This window comes from Microbulbifer sp., from assembly GCF_036563125.1.
GTDB lineage: Bacteria > Pseudomonadota > Gammaproteobacteria > Pseudomonadales > Cellvibrionaceae > Microbulbifer.
The window spans coordinates 12,328-31,932 of record NZ_DATCMV010000065.1 but is presented as its reverse complement, the minus strand read 5'-3'; the positions used below and the strand labels follow the sequence as shown (position 1 = coordinate 31,932).

17 protein-coding genes and 1 tRNA gene are annotated in these 19,605 nt (G+C 57.4%); 9 read left to right on the top strand and 9 right to left on the bottom strand.

Features of this window, described 5'->3' with window-relative positions:
* Positions 1 to 28 precede the first annotated feature (28 nt).
* Together VIL80_RS05145 and VIL80_RS05140 are read left to right on the top strand one after the other, a co-directional pair.
* Entirely contained in the window at positions 29 to 1,144 is a 1,116-nt protein-coding gene (locus VIL80_RS05145; protein WP_332035077.1) for a CaiB/BaiF CoA transferase family protein, read from the top strand.
* Positions 1,145 to 1,237: 93 nt separating this feature from the next.
* Positions 1,238 to 2,410, top strand: coding sequence for an aromatic ring-hydroxylating dioxygenase subunit alpha (locus tag VIL80_RS05140; protein WP_332035076.1), 1,173 nt, complete (start codon positions 1,238 to 1,240; stop codon positions 2,408 to 2,410).
* Between the two features lie 88 nt (positions 2,411 to 2,498).
* On the opposite strand, the gene VIL80_RS05135 is transcribed toward VIL80_RS05140, so the two are convergent.
* Positions 2,499 to 3,953: a sodium/proline symporter gene (locus tag VIL80_RS05135; protein WP_332035075.1), complete on the bottom strand. Its 1,455-nt coding sequence runs from the start codon at positions 3,951 to 3,953 to the stop codon at positions 2,499 to 2,501.
* A 609-nt stretch (positions 3,954 to 4,562) separates the two neighbouring features.
* On the opposite strand from VIL80_RS05135, the gene VIL80_RS05130 reads away from it, so the two are divergent.
* Positions 4,563 to 7,205 (top strand): TonB-dependent receptor, encoded by a 2,643-nt coding sequence (locus tag VIL80_RS05130; protein ID WP_332035074.1) that lies wholly within the window; start codon positions 4,563 to 4,565, stop codon positions 7,203 to 7,205.
* Between the two features lie 51 nt (positions 7,206 to 7,256).
* Here the strand turns inward: VIL80_RS05130 and VIL80_RS05125 are convergent, their stop codons facing one another.
* The 3 genes from VIL80_RS05125 to VIL80_RS05115 all read right to left on the bottom strand — a co-directional run bounded on the left by VIL80_RS05125 (position 7,257) and on the right by VIL80_RS05115 (position 9,879).
* On the bottom strand, positions 7,257 to 8,417 hold the full coding sequence (locus tag VIL80_RS05125; RefSeq protein ID WP_332035073.1) for an NAD(P)-dependent alcohol dehydrogenase: 1,161 nt from the start codon (positions 8,415 to 8,417) through the stop codon (positions 7,257 to 7,259).
* 65 nt (positions 8,418 to 8,482) lie between these two features.
* Positions 8,483 to 9,604 carry a (R)-mandelonitrile lyase gene (locus tag VIL80_RS05120; RefSeq protein ID WP_332035072.1) on the bottom strand — a complete coding sequence of 374 codons (1,122 nt, stop codon included), beginning with the start codon at positions 9,602 to 9,604 and terminating at the stop codon, positions 8,483 to 8,485.
* Positions 9,601 to 9,879: an SDR family oxidoreductase gene (locus VIL80_RS05115; RefSeq protein ID WP_332035071.1), complete on the bottom strand. Its 279-nt coding sequence runs from the start codon at positions 9,877 to 9,879 to the stop codon at positions 9,601 to 9,603. The genes VIL80_RS05120 and VIL80_RS05115 overlap by 4 nt, the downstream gene beginning before the upstream one ends.
* A 187-nt stretch (positions 9,880 to 10,066) precedes the next feature.
* On the opposite strand from VIL80_RS05115, the gene VIL80_RS05110 reads away from it, so the two are divergent.
* The gene (locus VIL80_RS05110; RefSeq protein ID WP_332035070.1) at positions 10,067 to 11,020 is read left to right on the top strand and encodes an AraC family transcriptional regulator; all 954 of its coding nucleotides are present in this window, start codon (positions 10,067 to 10,069) and stop codon (positions 11,018 to 11,020) included.
* A gap of 42 nt (positions 11,021 to 11,062) precedes the next feature.
* Positions 11,063 to 11,479, top strand: a complete 417-nt coding sequence (locus tag VIL80_RS05105; RefSeq protein ID WP_332035069.1) for a (R)-mandelonitrile lyase — start codon at positions 11,063 to 11,065, stop codon at positions 11,477 to 11,479.
* A 197-nt stretch (positions 11,480 to 11,676) separates the two neighbouring features.
* On the opposite strand, the gene VIL80_RS05100 is transcribed toward VIL80_RS05105, so the two are convergent.
* The 4 genes from VIL80_RS05100 to VIL80_RS05085 form a co-directional block, all read right to left on the bottom strand.
* Positions 11,677 to 11,753 (bottom strand) — tRNA-Arg (locus tag VIL80_RS05100).
* Positions 11,754 to 11,911: 158 nt separating this feature from the next.
* Positions 11,912 to 13,792 carry a M14 family metallopeptidase gene (locus VIL80_RS05095; RefSeq protein WP_332035068.1) on the bottom strand — a complete coding sequence of 627 codons (1,881 nt, stop codon included), beginning with the start codon at positions 13,790 to 13,792 and terminating at the stop codon, positions 11,912 to 11,914.
* 87 nt (positions 13,793 to 13,879) lie between these two features.
* Positions 13,880 to 14,638, bottom strand: a complete 759-nt coding sequence (locus VIL80_RS05090; protein WP_332035067.1) for a pseudouridine synthase — start codon at positions 14,636 to 14,638, stop codon at positions 13,880 to 13,882.
* Positions 14,625 to 15,002, bottom strand: coding sequence for a YchJ family protein (locus VIL80_RS05085; protein WP_332035066.1), 378 nt, complete (start codon positions 15,000 to 15,002; stop codon positions 14,625 to 14,627). The genes VIL80_RS05090 and VIL80_RS05085 overlap by 14 nt, the downstream gene beginning before the upstream one ends.
* A 155-nt stretch (positions 15,003 to 15,157) precedes the next feature.
* On the opposite strand from VIL80_RS05085, the gene VIL80_RS05080 reads away from it, so the two are divergent.
* The 4 genes from VIL80_RS05080 (at position 15,158) to VIL80_RS05065 (ending at position 18,975) form a co-directional block, all read left to right on the top strand.
* On the top strand, positions 15,158 to 15,496 hold the full coding sequence (locus tag VIL80_RS05080; protein ID WP_332035065.1) for a hypothetical protein: 339 nt from the start codon (positions 15,158 to 15,160) through the stop codon (positions 15,494 to 15,496).
* A gap of 276 nt (positions 15,497 to 15,772) precedes the next feature.
* A complete protein-coding gene (locus VIL80_RS05075; protein ID WP_332035064.1) occupies positions 15,773 to 17,233 on the top strand; it encodes an amidohydrolase in 1,461 nt (486 codons plus the stop codon).
* Complete coding sequence (locus tag VIL80_RS05070; protein ID WP_332035063.1) at positions 17,233 to 18,543, top strand: amidohydrolase family protein; 1,311 nt, start codon at positions 17,233 to 17,235, stop codon at positions 18,541 to 18,543. Before VIL80_RS05075 ends, VIL80_RS05070 begins: the two co-directional genes overlap by 1 nt.
* Positions 18,544 to 18,582: 39 nt before the next feature.
* Positions 18,583 to 18,975 (top strand): MAPEG family protein, encoded by a 393-nt coding sequence (locus tag VIL80_RS05065; protein ID WP_332035062.1) that lies wholly within the window; start codon positions 18,583 to 18,585, stop codon positions 18,973 to 18,975.
* Between the two features lie 167 nt (positions 18,976 to 19,142).
* Here the strand turns inward: VIL80_RS05065 and VIL80_RS05060 are convergent, their stop codons facing one another.
* A complete protein-coding gene (locus VIL80_RS05060; RefSeq protein WP_332035061.1) occupies positions 19,143 to 19,439 on the bottom strand; it encodes a YebG family protein in 297 nt (98 codons plus the stop codon).
* Positions 19,440 to 19,605 lie beyond the last annotated feature (166 nt).

Genomic DNA, 19,605 nt, shown 5'->3' with positions numbered 1-19,605 from the left:
TCTGTTCTGACCGGAGGCATTTTGCCCAATGAAGCTGCAAGGCATACGTGTCGTCGACCTCTCGCTGTTCCTGCCAGGTCCGCATCTGACCATGTTGATGGCGGACCACGGGGCAGAGGTGATCAAGGTCGAGCCACCGTCCGGTGAGCCGACACGCCATATCGGGCTGCGTAAAAATGGCGAAACCGTATGGTTTCGCAACACCCACCGCGGCAAGAAAAGTCTCTGCCTCAATCTCAAGGACGCGGAGCAGAAGGCGCAGTTGCTGGCACTGATTGACAGTGCCGACGTGTTTGTCGAGGGCTTCCGCCCCGGTGCCATGGCCCGCCTGGGTCTGGACTACGCCACCCTTAGCGCGCGCAATCCCGGTCTCGTCTACTGTTCCATTTCCGCGTTCGGCCAGTCCGGTCCCAAGAGCCAGAAGCCGGCGCACGATCTCAGTATCCAGGCAGAATCCGGAACAGTATTCCTGAACGAGGGGGCCGACGGTGAACCCTGTTCTCCCGCGATGCCGGTGGCCGATATGGCCGGGTCACTGATGGCACTTTCCGGCATACTCATGGCGTTGCTGCGTCGCCAGCAAACCGGGCGTGGCGATTATCTCGATATTTCCATGCAGGACAGCCTGGTGGCCTGGCTACCCAATGCCCTCGGGCCGGTGTTTGCGGAGAACCGCTCGCCGGTCGTCAAACAGGAACGCTCCTGGGGCGGCAATGCGATGTATCGAATTTATCGCACTGCCGACGGCAGGCACCTGACCCTGGGTGGCAGTGAAATCAAGTTTGCTGAAAATCTCTTCGATAAACTGGGTCGGCCGGATTTGGCACAAGTCTGTGAGCGGTCGCCCGGTGAGCAGGAGGAAGCGATCGAGTTTCTGCGGCAGGAATTTGCCGGTCGGACACTGGCACAGTGGAGCCAGTGGTTTGAGGGGCTCGACGTCTGCTGGTCGCCGGTGCGCCTGCTGCATGAGGCGCTGGAGGAAGAGCACCTGTGGCAGCGGCAGATGGTATTTGAAGACGACGCAGGCAACCGCCATCTGGGCGTGCCGATCAAGTACTTGCACGAGCCCGCCCAGGTAAATACCCGTTTGCCAACATTGGGCGAGCACAATCAGAGCCTGCTGCCTATGGGGCAGGAAATCTGACAGAAAAAATCACACATAAATAAGAAACGAGTGATCTCACTAAAGCGGAAACGCGTAAACAGTGCAGATCAATAACAGACTGAGGTGGTAATCATGTTGACGAACCTTTGGTATGTGGCGGAGTGGTCCAAAGCGGTAAAAGACAAGCCGGTACGGGTCAAACTGCTGGGGCAGAACTTCGTTCTGTTCCGCGACAAGAGCGGCAAGGTGAACTGCCTGAGTGATGTGTGTATCCATCGCGGCGGCTCATTGTCCAAGGGCTGGACGACCAAGCGCGATTGCGTGGCCTGCCCTTATCACGGCTGGGAGTTCGATGCCGAAGGCAAGGTGCAGTTCATTCCGTCGCGAGGGGAGGGTGCGCCCATTCCCGAGCGTGCACGTATCGACGCCTATCCCACGGAAGAACGCTACGGCATGATCTGGGTGTTTATGGGTGACCTGCCGGAGGAAGAGCGCTATCCGATTCCGGAATTTCCCGAATACGAGGATAAGGCCAACTGGCGCGCCGTTGAGGTCGAATATAACTGGAAGGGCTCGGTGGATCGCGTGGTCGAGAATGGTATCGACATTGCGCATACATCCTTTGTGCACCCCGGTTTCGGTTACCAGGAAATGGCGGACAAGAACCAGATCCTCAAGGTGGATCGCGGTGAGTACTGGGGTTCTTCCGATAACGTGCTCTACCCGCCGCAGTTGCAGGGTAATCTCGGGTTGATGAAGTTTTTCCGTCGCGACAAAGAGGCCACCTACGTAACGCCATCTTTCTATTTGCCCGGACACTGTGTGCGCCTGCATATCAAGGTGAACTCCTGGATGCAGATGATCATTTTTGATGCCAACACGCCCGTTGATGAAAACACCACCCGCTCGTTCGCGGTGCAGGTGCGGAATTTCTTCAAGTTACCAATTTTTGATGGCGGTGCTGTAAAGCGTACCCGCAAGGTATTTGGTGAAGACGGTGATATCGTCGCGGATCTTTCGCCCAATTACCTTCCAGAATCCCTTGAGCATGAAGTGTCTGTGGAGCAGGATAAGTTCATGAGCGCCTGGCGTATGATCCGCAGAAAGCATATCGAGGAAAAGGGCTGGAAAATTGACAGCAAAGCCATGAAGCCTTTTGAGGGCGAAAAGGTTTTCACCATTCCCTCGCCGGCCCGCCGCACCAATCCACACTTCAAGTGGGCGCTGGATACCGTGCCGCTGGTAGCGCCAACCCGACGCTCAGCGGTTGTAGAGGTGACTTCTGAATCGGAGCCGGCTTGCTAAGCCGCGTTCCATTTCAAAGGGTCTAAAAAAGCCGCGCAATTCTTGCGCGGCTTTTTTATTTATAGATGTTTATCCATACATAAAAGACTTATTGCGCCGAATCGGTAGCTCGCTGTGCAACCGCGCTTGCTGAAAGTCGCTTGGCCAGCAGCGGGAGCGTTAGCACGAAGCTGGCGGCGCAGAACGGGATGAATCTCTCTGCCCAGTCGCCGGGTGTATTGGGGAGCAGGTAGAGAGTAACCGCGAGTACGAATCCCGTGACAATGGAGTTTGCCACGCTCCGGGTGGAGAGCTGGAGCCCGGCCAGTCGCGCAAGTACCGTGGGGCCAAATGCCGATCCGATGGCAATCCAGGCAAACAGCACCCGCTCAAAAATGGTTGCGGGCAGAAACAGGGCCACAAGTACCGCCAATACCGCAACCGCTGTCATCGACAGCCGCGACAGCAGCAGTTCTCGTCCTGGCAGCAGACGCTGCAATTTCAGGTCGTGGGAGATGGTCGAGGCGACAACCAGCAGCATGCTGTCCGCAGTGGACATGATTGCCGACAGTACCGCGGCCAACAGCAGCGCAGCGACAACAGGGTGAAGCAGTCGCTCGGAGAGCTGGAAGAACAGGGCTTCCGGGTCTGCGAGATCCGGCAGGATGATCCTGCCCAAAATCCCCAGTGCAAACATGCAGAGAAAAATCAGGGTAATCCAGCCAATGGCCAGCAGCTGTGCGGTCTTCAGTGCGCGATCGTCCCGCAAGGCCATGAAACGGTTCAGCAGGTGCGGTTGGCCGAGTGTTCCTATGCCCACGGCAAGGCTGCCGAGAATGAAGCCCACGGCGGCAAGGCCGGTATTTTTCCCGGTCAACGTCAGGTTGGCACGGTCGAACATACCCGAGGCCTGTACCGCCTCCCAGCCACCGAGATGAACGAATGCGGTGGTGGGAAGCAATATGGCCGCGACAAACATTAACCCACCCTGCAGGGTATCGGTAATGCTGGCGGCCCAGAAACCACCCAGGAAGGTGTAGACGGTGATGATGGTCGCACCGAGGATCAGGCTCTCGGCTAATGGCAGGTTAAACACCGCGGAAAAGGTGGTCGCGGACCCCTGGAATTGCGCCGCGATGTAGAAGATAAAAGACAGCAGGATGACCGCGGAAGCGATACGGGCGACCGTGGTTGTCTTCCCCTGCGTGTCTTGTGTCGGGTCTTCGGCGAGAAACTCTGTCAGCGTTAACTGGTCCCTGCTGCGAGTGTGTCGCATCAGGCGAGGTGCAATCCATATCCAGGCCACCGCACAACCGGCGATGGCACCTGCAGCAATCCAAATAGAAGGCAGCCCCAGTACATAGGCTACGCCGCTCATGCCCAGCAGGGTCCACGCCGATGCACTACTGGCGCCGTAACTGATGGCGGCAACCACCGGCCCCAGATTGCGCCCGCCGAGAAAATAGTCGGTAGTGCTTTTGGTGCGTTGTTGGGACCAGAAGCCAATCAGCAACAGTATTGCCTTGTAAAAAATCAGCGTATAGACCGCGACCGAAATGTCCATGGGTATGTCCGTTTTATTATTAATTGCAAACGTTAATGTCTGGACAACCCGACCATAGCCTCACCATCGCCAATTATCTTGACTTTCGCGACAGCCATAGGAGATGGGCCTTCCTTCCAGCGCTTGTGCAAGCTTCTCGCCATATCTTTAGCGCTAAAAGCATATCAATAGTTTTTTATGGCTGTTGTTGATAAATCGCAAGAGTGGCAGCGCAAGCCTCATCATGCTGTGCGCGGCAGTAGGTGAGGGGGGGTAACGGATGGCTAGCCGCGCGCCTTGCTTCATACCCGCTGAAGGCTCAAACATGGTGCGCCAGGGCCAATAGAAGGGGAAAACTGCCAGTATTTAGGGCGCTACAGCATTCGTTCAGGTATGCCCAGATCCAACACTCGGGAAAAAATTGATTTTTATCAATTTTTCAACATTTTCATGTTAAAAGTTATATTGATAGGTCATTTGCCGGTTGGTACTGTGCTGATGGAGTAAAAAAACCAACCTCGGGTTACGTCGGCAAAGGGACTTTGGATCCGTCCTGTCCATGATTTTGCCCTTAATGTTGTTGCAGACCACTCAGGCGTGAATAAAAGCAAATAAGCCCTGGAGGGATAGATGTCCAAGTTCAAGCGGCAGCCGCTCTATATCGCGGTCGTGGCAGGTAGTCTCGCATCAACAGCTCTTGCAGCCACGGATGAAGGTGTTAGCCAAACCGGCATGTCCACACGGGTGCAACCGGTGCTGGAAGAGGTGACGGTAACTGCGCGTAATCGTACGGAAAGCCTGCAAGAGATTCCGGTCGCGATCAACGCATTCTCGGCAAAGGATATCGAACGATCCGCTATGCAGGATCTTCGCGATGTTGTACGCAGTTCCCCGGGACTCGTATACGACTCTTCCGGCACGATCGCCACGGGCGCAATCAGCATTCGCGGTTTGAGCCAGCCCGGCTTGATCGGTGACGACACCAACGTGGCGATGTTTGTCGATGGTGTGTATGTTTCGGGCCGTGCGTCTACCTTTTTGCCGATGATGGGGCTGGAGCGTATCGAGGTGGTACGCGGGCCACAATCCGCAATTTATGGCCGCAATGCTTTCTCCGGTGCCATGAACTACATCACGGCAAAGCCGGGTGAGGAGTTTGAAGGCAAGTTCGAGGTTACCGGTGGTGCCGAGGGGCAGGCGGGGATTAGTGGCCGGGTGGCGGCTCCAATAGGAGACAAACTCGCGTTTAGCCTGGATGTTGTCAATTCCGAGTCCGGTTCGACCTTCAAATACAAGGACGAATACCTGGGGGCGATCGACAACGAAGCCCAGCGTCTGCGTGTGCTGTTCAACCCCTCCGACACCCTCGAATTTGATTTCTCTGCCGCGCATGTTGATATGCAGGAGCATCACAATGCCGGTTACGAAATCGAGAGAAATGCTGAGATCCCGTTCGGGGAGATTTCCGATCCCACGCATCCGCCATTTTTGTGGCCGGTTGGGCCAGATGGTGTGTCCGGGCCGTTTGGACCGTTTGGACCCGCTGGTGAGTACAACACGGCCACCAATACCCTCACGCCAGCCGCTATCGCGCTGTTGACCGGTTCACCCACCGCCTACTACGGTGAGGCGACAGCGGGAGATCCGGATGGCTTTGCCGGCACCGCATTCGGTGTAACCAATAAGTCCGATCTGTACAGCATGCGTGTGAACTGGGATGTGGGTAATGTGACCCTTACCTCTATTACCGCGGCATCCGATACAGAGACCCGCTCCCTGATGGGGTATGCAAACGCCTATCTGGCACCCACCATGGTGTTCGCACCGGTTATCCCGGTCGATACCGGGGCAGGCCCGGTCACCGCGACCGGCGATATGCCCAACTATGTCGGGGAGTTTTCTCTGGGGGGCACAACCGCCTACCTGCTTAACGTAAACGCCTACAACTACGGTGGTCAGCCCAACGATGATCGCAAAGTGCTGAGTCAGGAATTCCGTATCCAGTCCAGTGACTCCGGTGCCTTGCAGTGGAGTGCGGGCTTGCTGTATTCCGAAACTGAGCTGGATCAGTGGCTGACATCCAGCGCGCTGGCAGCCAGTGGCAGCCCGTACGGCGATGACGTCAATAGTGCGTCGGTTGCGGCCTCCGCCCTGGCGGTGGATGAAAATGGCAACCCCCTGAAAATTAGCCAGACCAATTACACTACGGATATGTATTCCGCGTTCGCTGCACTGGCCTACGACGTGACCGACAAATTGAATGTGGGTGTGGAGGCCCGGTATACCAAGGAAGACAAAGTTGCCGACAATGTGCTGTATTTTACCGGTGCTCAGGGGCTGCAGGAAGGAAGCTGGGACTGGATATCTCCTCGCCTGATCGCCACGTATATCTATGATGAATACACCACCTTCTACCTGAACATAGCGGAGGGTACCAAGTCCGGTGGTATCAATGGCGGTACGCCGCTGGAGTCAGAGATTACTTACGACCCGGAAAAAAATGTGACCTACGAGCTCGGTGCCAAACGCACTGTGCTGGACGGGCGCGGTTACATGAACATCGCCCTGTACCAGATCAACTGGGATGACCAGCAGATCCGCCAGTTCTCCCAATACTCCGATGGCGCCTCTATGCCGTCTGCGATCGTGTCTAACCTGGGTGAGGTGGAAATCCGTGGTGTGGAAATAGAGACCGCGTTCCAGGTCAGTGACAACTGGAGCTTCCACTCAGCGTACACCTTCAATGATGCCGAGGTAGTAAAAGGCTCGCAGAGCGCGACGTTTGGTTTCGTGGATTACGAGGCGATGGGCCTGGATTCTACGAATTATTCGTACTGCGTCGATGTATTCGATTTCACGGCTGCAAACAGCAGAAACTGTCTGGTACCGAGTAACGGACCGCAGGTGTCTGACGGGGATCTTTCCGGCAAGGAAATGGTGAACAATTACCGCAATACCTTCAGTGCCGGTTTCCGCTACAGCCGAGACCTGTGGAACGGTATGGAGTTCTATACTGACGTGAGTTCAGTGTGGAAAGACAAGCGCTATATCAATACCGTCAATACACTCTGGATCGACGCCCACTGGGATACAAACCTGATCGCAGGCGTGGAGGGTGACAACTGGTACACCAAGCTCAGTGTCAAGAACCTGTTGGATGACGACACCCCGAGCAGCACTTATAGCCCCTACATCTGGACCCAGGAGCAGATCCCTGCGGTCATCAATCGTATGGGACGTATGACCAGCTTGAGTGTTGGATATCGGTTCTAATGCGCTGTCCGGGATTTCGTGTGTGATATTGCCCGCTTCGGCGGGCATTATTCAAATTGTTGCCACATCAATCACATAGCGATAGCGGGCCTGTTTATTCTCCACCTTTGCCCAGGCGTCGTTGATCTGTTCCGCGCTGATCACCTGTATTACTGGCAAAATTTTGTTGTCAGCACAGTAATTGACTACATCCTGGGTATCTTTCATACCGCCGATCAATGACGCATTGAAGTTGACCCGGGAGGCGGCAAGACCGAGGTTGTTCATGGCGATTTCAAATTTTTCTGGCATACCTACGTAGGTAAAAGTTCCCTGTGGCTTGACCACGGAAATGTAGGAGCCTATGTCGTGCTGATAGGGAATCGTGGAGATCATGTAGTCCAGCTTGCCCTTATAAGGGGCCAGTTTTTTGGCATCGTCCACGACGATCACTTCCTTGGCACCGAAGGCCTCGATATCTTTAACCTTGTACGAGGAGGTGGTGAAGGCATACACGTCTGCCCCCTTGGATACCGCCAGCTTGACCGCCATATGCCCCAGTCCGCCGATGCCCGCAACGCCCACTTTGTCGCCTTTTTTGAGCTCGGCCTTGAGGATGGGCGAGTAGGTGGTGATTCCCGCACACCGTAATGGTGCGGCTTCCTGGAAGCTGATGTTCTCCGGTATATGCACCGCGAAATGGTCGTTGACCACAATGTTGGTGGAATAGCCGCCCTGGGTGATGCCCGTGGGGGAGCGCTTGTCCGGGTAGCCGTAGGTAAACAGGGTCTCGGCGCAGTACTGCTCCTCATTTTCCTTGCAGTCCTTGCACTCCAGGCAGCTGTCAACCATGCAGCCAACGCCAGCTCTGTCGCCGACTTTGAACTTGGTGACATTCTTGCCCACAGCGGCAACCACGCCGACGATTTCGTGCCCCGGCACCTGCGGGTATTGCTGCGGTCCCCAGTGCCCCTTCATCTGGTGGATGTCGGAGTGGCAGATACTGGCGTATTTGATGTCGATAAGGACATCGTTGTCACCGACCGGGCGGCGTTCGAATTCCCACGGCACCAGCTTGCCGGAAGTGTCTATTGCTGCGTAACCCTTGGATTTAAGGTTGTTTCCCGGGTTTTCGGCGGCAAAAAGACGGGATGAGTTGGCAAGCAGGGCGCCGCCACCGACCAGTGCCGAGCGGTACATGAATTGACGGCGGTTCAGTTCTTTTTCTGCCATAAAAATTGCCTCTCCAAAAGCTATGTTGTGTGGATGATGGAGTGATTCGGGAAACCTGGTGGGTTTCACTCTTTGTTGGCGAGCACGCCCTGGATCGCCTGCCGGGTTTTTGATCCTGCCTGCTCACCGACGGTGTCACTCAGTACGCTGGCCAGAGCGGTTAGCTGTTGCTTTGTCAGCCCGACGTTGTTGGCGATGGCGATGTGGGAATTCAGCTGGGATTCCACCCCATCCATGCTCGCAAGGGCGGACACCGTGGCAATTTCCCGCGCTTTGTAGTCAAGAATCCCGCGGCCGAAGAGGTCGCCAAACAGGTGGCTTTGCAGGAATTCATTGATAGCGGGGGCGAAATCGAACAGCGGGCCGGTTACCGGCTTCCCGACCAGTTCCGTCTGTACTTGCTCGCCGAATTCCCGGCTGGTTTTGCCTGCCGGCAGGGCGCTGGCTTCCTTGCCTACCGGGTCCTCGATGCCCGCTGCCTTGCGTGTCTCGATCCTGTTCATCAGGGTTGCCAGGCCGTTCAGTGCACGGGGAAATCCTGCGTAGGCGTAGAGGTGGATCATGATTTCCTTGATTTCATTTACGCTCAGTCCTGCGTCTAAACCCGCGACAATCGCCGCATCCAGGCGTTGTAAGTCGCCGCTTGCGGTAAATGCCGCAACCGGAATCATGTGCTGCTGGTTCGGGGTCAGTGCGTCCGCACTGTTGCTGCTTTTCATATTCATCGTCCGTTGATTGTTGCCCTGATATTCGGCATCCGTGACCTTCTCTTTCCATACGACGTTTTCACCATTCTTGCTGCCGGTGACGACAAGGTGCGTCATCGGGCTGGCGGGCGTCGCGCCGTGCCAGTGATCGATATCGGGAGGGCACCAGATGGCGTCCCCCTGCTTGATTTCGACGACTTTGCCATCGCGGGTTCCGGTGAGACCGGTGCCTGATGTCACCACCATATGCTGGCCGGCGGGGTGGCTGTGCCAGGCAGTTCTGGCACCGGGCTGGAAGGTGACGTATGCGCCGGAGTAATGCGCGGTATCGTTGCCGGGAAACAACATCTGTACTTGTACGTCGCCGGTAAAGTAAGCCTCTGGACCCTTGAAGGATTTTTGTGTGCCGGCGGAGTAGAAAGTCTGGGAAGCGGCCGACGGCGCAGTGGAAAAAGCGAAATTGGCTGCACTCGCCGTCAAAGCAAATAGTACCGATCTGAAAAACCAACCTTGATTTTGCATACTTCAAGCTCCTTCAGCTGCTGTACCTGATTGCTGTCAGAGACATCGGTCTGGACGAGCGCCCGGTTTGCCAAATTCAGTTCTTTTGCCAGTGTCTGCAGGCGATCGAGGCGGCGAGCGCCCAGGACCAGTTTTGCGCCCTGCTGGGTAAGCAGCCTTGCGGTGGCCTCACCCAGCCCGCTACTGGCGCCGGTAATCACTACGACCTTGCCCTGGATATTCTCTGTCATCATTTCACCCTCCGGTTTCGGTTTGACATCGATAGCAATGTGCATGGCTGTGTATTTTCATGAGTGCAGCCGTGAATCAGTAGGGCATTGATCTTGTTTTCTTGCCTGATCCTATGAGTCTTGTGAGAAATGGTGGTGGCGGGAAAGGGGCCGGAGTACAGTGGTGGCAATGAGGAGGCGCGAGGCAAAAATGGCAAATCGACACCATAACCAAGGCGTGATCAACGGCGAGCAGGGTGCGGATATCGATACCCTCCACCAGTCAATGGCGGGCGTAATTTCGCAATGGGTGGCAGCGGAGCCTGACTTTACAACGCCTATCCCCAATTTAAATTTCTTCCGGCGCGATGTGCCCTCACAGCCGGACTTCTGCTTGATTGAGCCCAGTGTGGTGTTGGTAGTTCAGGGCGAGAAAAAGATCGCGATTGGCAGCGAGGAATATCCCTACGATACGTCGCACTTTCTGATTACGTCGCTGGATCTTCCCGCAACTTCCCAGGTTATCTCCGCGAGCCCGGAGAGGCCTTGTCTGGGGTTTGCCCTGAAGCTCGATTTGCGCATGCTCGCGGAGCTGGTTGCGCAAGGTAACGTGCCGGCGCCGCAGGTACGGACCGCAAACAGTAGCATTGGCCTCGGCACGGTGACCAAGGAAATTCTCGAGCCGTTTCATCGCCTGCTGAAACTGATGGAAGAACCGCAAGCGATCAGTGTGCTCGCGCCATTGATCGAGCGTGAAATTCATTTTCGGCTACTCTTGAGTGATCAGGCGGCACTGGTGCGACAGATAGCCTCGGTGGACAGTCACGGCTACCGGGTGGCAAAGGCGATCGATTGGCTGAAATTGCACTTTGCTTCATCACTGAGGGTGGAGGAGTTGGCTGCCCGTGTGCAGATGAGTGCACCGACGTTTCACCACCATTTTCGTCAGCTCACGTCCATGAGCCCGCTGCAATATCAGAAGTGGCTGCGACTGAATGAGGCAAAGCGCCTGATGCTGAATGAGCACCTGGATGCGGCGAGCGCGGCTTTTCAGGTTGGCTACGAGAGCCCCTCACAGTTCAGTCGCGAATACAGCCGCCTGTTTGGTGCGCCTCCCAAACGGGATATAGAGAGGCTGCGCAGCCAGACGAACTGGGTGGCCTGAATCAAATTATCCGCAAGATTTATTGATCAAAGAGGATTAACGATGGATATGGAAATTTATCGGGTCGGCTCTCGACCGTCGGTGGAAGGACCGAGTGAGTGGTTTACCGGTCGTGTTCGCATCGATCCGCTGTTCAATCCCACGGAGCCGGCTCGCACCTCGGCGGCATTGGTGACGTTCGAACCGGGTTCCAGGTCAGCGTGGCACACACATCCCCTGGGGCAGCATCTTATTGTCACTGCCGGTGTCGGTTGGACCCAGTGCTGGGGTGGACCGAAAAAGGAAATCCGCATGGGGGACGTGGTCTTTTGTAATTGCGGGAAAAAGCACTGGCACGGTGCTACTGACGCAACCGGGATGAGTCATATTGCGGTTCAGGAGGCCTTGGATGGCTCGGTGGTTGAGTGGCTGGAGAAAGTAAGTGATGAGCAGTATTTGTCGCCGGTGGTGGAAGATTAGTGCGGGTTGATGTTTTGGAGGGCGGGGCAGTGGGGAGGATGGACTCAAAAAACACTTTGGTGTTTTTTGACCCTGCGGGCTCGCTGCGCTCGGTCTCAACTCGCGTTGCGAGTTGATCGAACCGGGAGGTTTGTCCACCGCCCGAATGTGCCATACAAAAAAAGGCCCGATCCTTTCGGATCGGGCCTTTTTTTGTATGGCGCACTCGGGAGGATTCGAACCTCCGACCGCTCGGTTCGTAGCCGAGTACTCTATCCAGCTGAGCTACGAGTGCGTCGAGGTCGCGAACAATAGAGATTGTTCCGGAATGAGTCAAGCGATTTCGATTTTTTTTCAGGGGAATCGCCGAGGTCCGAATAATTATCGGCCATCGAATTGATTTCCGATAATTTTGCCTGCGGTTACGCGAGAGCCTCCGCAGGCATTGATAAATCAATATTCCAGCAACACGGGGTACTTCAAATACTGCTGGTCATAATATGGGCTGCGCAGATAAAAGAAATTCATCCGCGCCGCCGGGTCATCGGCAAAGGCCTTGTCCTGCAACCGCTTTTCAAACTCTTCTTTCACTTTCGGATCGAACGCCAGCACCTTTTCCGCAAGTGGTACCAGCGCGTAGGGTTCTGCGTACTCGGTGCGCTGGAAAATCTGGTTGAAAAACCCCCACTGGAAAAACGAGTCCGGGCCGCGCGGGTCGAGCAGGGTGGTGGCCAGTTGACCGAGGGGTTGATCGGTGCTGACTTTTACGTAGTTGTTCAACTGGGCCTCTACGGGTTTTTCAGTGAACTGTCCCTCCACACGGAAGTGTCCTTCAAACGGTGCTTTGGAGAACTCGTGGGCCTGTACGGTGAACTGGGTCAACGGGGCAGAAGTATTGCCTGATTCGCTGATCTCAATACCGTGAGACTTGAGCCGGGAAATCACCAGATCTTCGTGGCGCGGGATATAGAAGGCGTTCGGAATACGCACTTCGATGGCTTTCACCTCGTCCCGGTAGACCGGCAGATTCAGGTAGTCTTTGGCCTTGCCAAGCCACACCACTTCCTCCCGGCCACTGATGGGATTCATCTTTTTCTCGTAGGCCATACCTTTGAACGGCTTGTCGGCGTAGACGCTGAGATCCGGGGTTTCACTGGCGCGCCACGCGAGCACCTGGGTCTGCGGGCGGCGCTTCTGGTCACTGCTGATGGCGGCGGTGAGGGCCTCGCCTTTTTCCGCGAGGGTGTTCAACGCGGCCTTGATAAATACGTAGGTGCCGAGTACCCGCTGGCGGAAGGGCTTCAGGGAGTGGTTTTCGATCAGTACCGTGGGGGTATGACGCAGGTCGCCGAGGCCATTGGAAAAGCGCGGGCTCGCGGTCCAGTGGCTGACACCATCGGCAAACTCGGCGCTGTTGATACCGAATACCAGCGGTCCCGGGATATGTCCGGCAGCGCTCAGTGCCGCATCCATGTCGCTCTGGAACTGCTGCTCGAGCCAGCGAGCGGTGGCGGGGGAGTCACTGGAGAACTCACCGTTGTAGCCGTAGGTGATGTCGTACTGGTAGTCCTCGCCATCGGTGACGTGGATGTCCAGGTACAGTTCCGGCTGATAGTCGTTGATGACGCCCATCACCGCGCGCAGTTCCGGCGTATCCAGTTTGGTGTAGTCGCGGTTCAGGTTGAGGTTGTTGCCGTTGGTGCGCCAGCCGGCGTTGTTGGGGCCGCGCTGGTTCATACGTGAATAGAGGCTCGCGCGCTCGTGGCCATCCACGTTCAGGATGGGGATGACCAGCAGGTTGACCCTCTGAATCAGAGTGCGCAGCTCGGCATTGCCGTTCACATAGTCGCGCAGCAGCATGAAGCTTGCGTCCTTGCCGTCAATTTCGCCGGAGTGGATGCCGGCCTGGGCCAGCAGCGTCGGCTTGCCGTTTGATCGCGGGTCGCTGCCGTCGGCGCTGAGGGTGATCAGCTGAATGGCGCGGCCGCTGGCGGCATTGCCGATGTCCCGAACCTGAATGTCCTTGCTGGCCGCCGCCAGCTTCTTGGCGAAGCCGCGGGTAGTCTCGTAATCCGGGGTGGTGGCGAAATTCGCAGCCTCGGCCGGGGTGACCCATTCCCCGCTGGTGACGATGAGGGATTCCGACTGGCCTTTCCACGGCAGCAGCGGCGGCAGTGGTGCGGTGAGCCCGGCCTGTTTATCGATAGTGGTTGCGGTGGCACTTATGGAGAGTGCGAGTGTGTTGAGCGCAAGGAACACCGCCGTACACAACCGCTTGCCGGCGGTTTTCCCGTACTGGGATGGGATGTGCTGGGCGGATCTGGTGACTGTCATACCGTAACGATTCCGATGCTGTGCCGTGTGTCCGGCTAATGGTTATGGAGTTTCGGTGGAGTGGGGCTGGTTCTGTTGGGGTGTTGCCTAGGCTGGCAGCGACCATCCGAATTCTTGCATCAGCGTGTGAAAGCAGCCCCGGGGATTGGCCCGCAGATCGAGCGGTGCATTGGTGACCGGGTGCTGTATACACAGCCGGTAGGCGTGAAGCATTAGTCTCGCACACTGCAGCTGTTCCGCGAAGAAGCGGTTGTGGGTCGACTTGCCGTATTTGGGGCAGCCGATCAGTGGGTGGTGGATGTGCTTGAAGTGCCGGCGTATCTGGTGGCGGCGGCCGGTGATGAGTTCCACTTCCACCAGGGAATAGCGGCTACATGGATAGCGGTCGACCTCGAACGGCAGTTCCACCGTTGCCAGGCGACGGAAATGGGTAATGGCCTCCTGGCGAGGCAGTTCACTCTTGGGGCGTTTGCGCTGGTGCTTGAAGTCCGCCACCGGCGGCAGCGGGTGATCGATGACACCCTGTTCCGGGCAATAACCACGGCATACCGCCAGGTATTGTTTGGTAGAGGTTTCACTGTCGAGCTGGGCCTGCAACGCCGCGGCCACTTCACCGCTTTTGGCGAAGACGAGGACGCCGGAGGTGGGCTTGTCCAGCCGGTGTACCGGATAGAGGTGGCAACCGGTCAGGTCCCGCAGGTACTGGAGCAGGATTTGGGTTTCATGGCGGTCGATGTCCGAGCGATGCACCAGCCAGCCCTCGGGTTTGTAGGCGGCGATGAGGTGCTCGTCCTCATAGATCAGTTCCGGCGTATCGACATGGCTTACGCTGTCAGGGCCAGTCACTGAGTGGCCCCACATATACCCAGCGTTTCTTGTACAGCTTGAACAGGGAGATCTCGTGCAGCGCGGATTCGCCGTCGCCGTCGCGATACCAGGCCTTGAATTCGACGATGGATTTCTTCAGCCCCTGTTTGCTTTTGATGACTTCCAGCCGGCTCCACTGGGTGGTGAGGTCGTCCGCGCCCAGCTCCGGGCAGGTGTCCGGATGCCAGCTTTTGCGCAGGTAGGGCAGGTTGCCGGTCACGTAGGCGGAGAAGCGGCTGCGCATCAGTGCTTCCGCGGTGTTGGGGTAGGCCTGGCCGGAGAGATAGAGGTTGCAACACTGGGCAAAGGGTTTGCCGGAGCAGCAGGGGCAGAGCTGGAGCATGGAAACGTCTGTTCGGGTTCGTTGGCCGATATTCGGAAAGTTGGCGGCATGATAGCAGCGGCGTAACGGACTGGCAGGTCAATTATTCCGGGGAAACGTGCGCCACAGCTGCTAGGCTTCAGAAAGTGGTAACTGATTGCGCGGGTACAGGGGATATGAAGTATTGGACCCTCTGCTTCGGATCGACGTCCGTTTGTGTCGCCGCTGGTGCGGTGATCGGCTACCTGATGTCCGGTGCCGCGGTAGCGCAGACGGTGGAAAGTGGCCAGCAACTGCAGGGCGGTCAGAGCCCGAGCCTGGCGTTCTGCCAGGAGAGATTCCTCGAAAAAGATGACGGGCTGCTCCGCTGTAACTGGGCGGTTAACTTCAATTTTGCCTGCTTTGTGTCCTACCCATCCAACAAGGTGGTCCAGGTGGGTTCGTTACTCTCCGAGCCGGAGGTGGTGGGGGAGTGCGATAACGGCGAGCGCATTGTCAAAATCCTGCATTACTAGGGTCCGTATTTACCTACCAGCCCCGGAGTTCGCGCGCGGGGGCCTATCGGCGGCAAGCGCGGCGGAAATGCTGTGCCGAAACAGTCCCGTTGAATCCCTTTCACTTCTCTGAACTTTTGTCAGAAATGGCACGCTCGGCCTAGGCTTGCGGCACGTGGCGCATTCCCGGAATACTGTTAGCATACGTTTTCCATTAGCGGGTGTTCCCGATAAAAGTGTTCCCGTGTAAGGGAATCCAGATACATAAAAACCAGATCCATAAAAATAGGAGGGGGGATGCAGTTCACTCTGAACTCGAACACGGCTGCGCGACGCCTGTTGGCGGTGGCGTGCGGTGCGATGCTGGCAACCGCGCTGGTGTCCTGCGGAGACGACAAGCAGGAAAAGAGTAAGGGGCCTGATTTTGCGCGTCAGGGCGCCTTTCCTTCTAGCTATAAGGCTGATGAAGCGGCGCCGGTGCTGATTCGCGGGGCGACGGTACTGACCGGCACCGGCGAGCAGCTGCCCAGTACCGATATCCTGCTGAAAGAGGGCAAGATCGCGGCCATTGGCGAGGGGCTCAAGGCTCCGAAAAAAGGCCTGGTCGTCGAGGGTGCCGGCAAGTGGGTAACCCCCGGGATTATCGATGTCCATTCCCACCTCGGTGATTACCCCGCACCAGCGATTGAATCCTCCCAGGACGGCAACGAAATGACCTCGCCCAATACCGCACAGGTGTGGGCGGAGCACTCGGTTTGGACCCAGGACCCCCAGTTTGCGCTGGCACTGGCAGGTGGCGTCACCACGCTGCAGATTCTGCCGGGCTCCGCCAACCTGTTTGGCGGTCGCGGGGTGACCCTGAAAAACGTACCCGGGCGCAGCGTGCAGGACATGAAATTCCCCGGTGCCCCCTACGGCCTGAAAATGGCCTGCGGCGAAAACCCGAAACGGGTATACGGCGGAAAGGGCAGCCTGCCGTCCACGCGCATGGGCAATGTGGCGGGCTATCGCCAGGCCTGGATCGATGCCGCGGCCTACCGCGACAAGTGGGATAACTACGAGAAAAAGGGCGGTGACGCGCCGGAGCGGAATCTGCAGCTGGAAACCCTTGCGGGCGTGTTGAACGGCGAGATCCTGGTGCACAACCACTGCTACCGCGGAGAGGAAATGGCGATCATGATGGATATCGCCAAGGAGTTCGGTTTCCAGATCTCCACCTTCCACCACGCGGTGGAAGCCTACAAGGTGGCGGACCTGCTGGCGGAGAACAATGTATGTGCCGCAGTGTGGGCGGACTGGTGGGGGTTCAAGCACGAGGCCTTCGACATGACCGAGGCCAATCTCGCGATCATTGACCAGGCCAAGGCCTGCGGCATGATTCACTCGGATTCGGAAATCGGCATCCAGCACCTGAACGAGGAAACCGCCAAGGCCATGGTGGCGGGCCAGCGCGCGGGCCTTCACATCGAGCCGCGCCACGCTGTGACCTGGATGACCCTGAACCCCGCTAAAGCCCTGGGCATCGACAAGGTCACCGGCAGCCTGGAAAAGGGCAAGATGGCAGATCTGGTCGTGTGGTCGGGCAATCCGTTCAGCGTCTACAGCAAGGCGGAAAAGGTCTTTATCGACGGCAATCTTATGTACGACCGCAATGACCCCGAGCGTCAACCCCGCAGCGATTTTGAGCTGGGTATTCTGGACGCGGAAGGTGCGCGTCTGCCCCTGAGCGGCCACAAATCCCTGGAGGGCGGAAAATGATGAGCGTCAATACATTCACTCCCAACAAAATGTTCAAGGTCACCACGCAGATCGCCGTGCTGGTTTTCGCCGGGATGACCTGGGCCGCGCAGGCACAGACCGTGCTGGTCAAGGATGCAAAGATCATCACCCTGAGTGATCAGGGCACCCTGGAACAGGGCGACTTGCTGGTGCGTGACGGGCGTGTCGAGCAGGTGGCGCAGGACCTGGGAGACCTGGTGGCGGATCTGGTGATCGACGGCCGTGGCAAGGTGGTAACCCCGGGCTTGATTGCCCCGAGCAGCGAGCTGGGATTGACCGAGATCGGTGCCGCCGCCTCCACCAACGACAGTGCGGTAACGGATACGTCCATCGGTGCCGGCTTTGATCCGTCGGTGGCCTTCAATCCGCATTCCACCCTGATTCCCTTCAACCGCGCTGGCGGGTTGACCCGGGCTGTGGTGGTGCCAAGCAGTGAGGAAAAAATCTTCGCCGGGCAAGGGTTTGCCATCAAGCTCACGGGAGACTTCGACAGCGTCACCAATTCCGGGCTGGTACAAAAAGTGTACTTTGGCGAATACGGTGCACAGCTGGCGGGCGGTAGTCGCGCCCGCGCCTACCAGCAGATTGAGAGTGCCCTGCAGCAGGCGGTGGAATATGCGGGTAACCGCGATGCCATTCGCAAGGGCGAGTGGCGGGAACTGGATTTTTCCATCGCCGATCTCGAGGCGCTGCAGCCGCTGATTAATGGCGAGCAGTCTCTTCTCATCAGCGCCAACCGCGCCAGCGATATCTTGCAGGTGCTGGCGCTGGGTAAGAAGTTCAAGCTGAAGCCGATTATCCAGGGCGCTGCGGAAGGCTGGATGGTGGCGGACCAGCTGGCTGCTGCCCGGGTGCCGGTGGTCATCGACGCCCTGGGTAATTCTCCGGATGCCTTCGAGAAACTGGGGGCGCGCCTGGATAATGCGGCAATGATGCAGAAGGCCGGCGTCGTCGTGGCGATCAGTGGTCCCGGTTACGCCGGGTCGCACAATAGCTACCTTTCGCGCCAGGGTGCCGGCAATGCGGTGGCTTACGGCCTGCCGTTTGAAGAGGGGATAAAGGCCATCACCGCCAATGTCGCCGCTATTTTTGGCCTCGAAGGCGGTGTGCTCGCCCCCGGGAGCCAGGCGGACCTGGTGTTGTGGAGTGGCGATCCCCTGGAAGTTACGAGCTTCGCGGAGATGGTGTTGATCGATGGCAAGCCGCAGTCGCTGGTCAATCGCTCAACGCGCTTGCGAGACCGCTATCTGCATCCGCAGGCGGGTACCGGGCATGCTTACCGGCAGTAATCGCACCTACAGATTCACAATAAGACGTAAGGACACAGAATGCAGAATGTAGAAATTACCGCGCTCTACGCGGGCCTATGTGCGCTGCTGGTGATGGCGCTGGCGTTCAGGGTGGTGAGTTTCCGGCGTGGCCGACAGGTTGGGCTGGGAACTGGGGGTGACCGAGATGGCGAGATCCGCATCAGGACCCATGCCAATGCGGTGGAATATATCCCGCTGGCGCTGATCCTGATGTTGATCGCCGAGATCAATGGGCTGGCGCCACTGTGGCTGCATTGTATCGGCGGCACGCTGGTGATTGCCCGGCTGCTACATGCCTTGGGGCTGGTCGGCGGCAAGGGCGGTTACCATCCCGGGCGCTTTTTTGGCACCGCGTTGACCTGGCTGGTAATCATCGCTCTGGCGGTGATTGATATTGCTAGCGTGTTCTGATCGACAGGTAGTAGTAGCCCTGAAGCTTACCGCCGGGCACAAAAAAGCCCGGCGGGGGCCGGGCAGAGTACAGGGATGGAAAAAGGGGGATTCCACTTTCCCGCAAGGGATGAGGGGTGTCCCAGGCGCGTTGTCCGGCTGGCGCAGTGCCGGCCGAACGGCGCGATTTACTGGTTGGCCGCGAGCGGCGTCACGTTCTCACTCTGGGTGGAGGTGAATTCTTCGTCTTCTGTGAGCAGATCTTCCGGCTTGCCCTTACAGGCTCTGGCCAGGACTTCGCGACGCTTCGCCAGCATCAGGCCGATCTCTTCGCTCGCCTCTTCGGAAACGCCCGCAACATGGCGCTCGATCAGCGCGGTGATGTTTGCGGCCAGTTCCAGCATCTTGTCGTGTTCTTCGGCGTCTTTCTTGTTGTCGAACATGGCTCCATCTCTATCGCATTTCCAAACTGCTACTACCGCCATAAGGGCCTCCTGTTGTCTTGGCTAATTGTTGATAAGCGCAGTCGCTGTTAGCGACTGTGTTCCGGGCAGCTCTTCCCGGACAAACCCTTTCCCGGACATTTAGCCGAGTTGTTATTGACTTGTACACCTGCAAGGTAACTGTATGGGTATCCAGTGTCAACTGCGA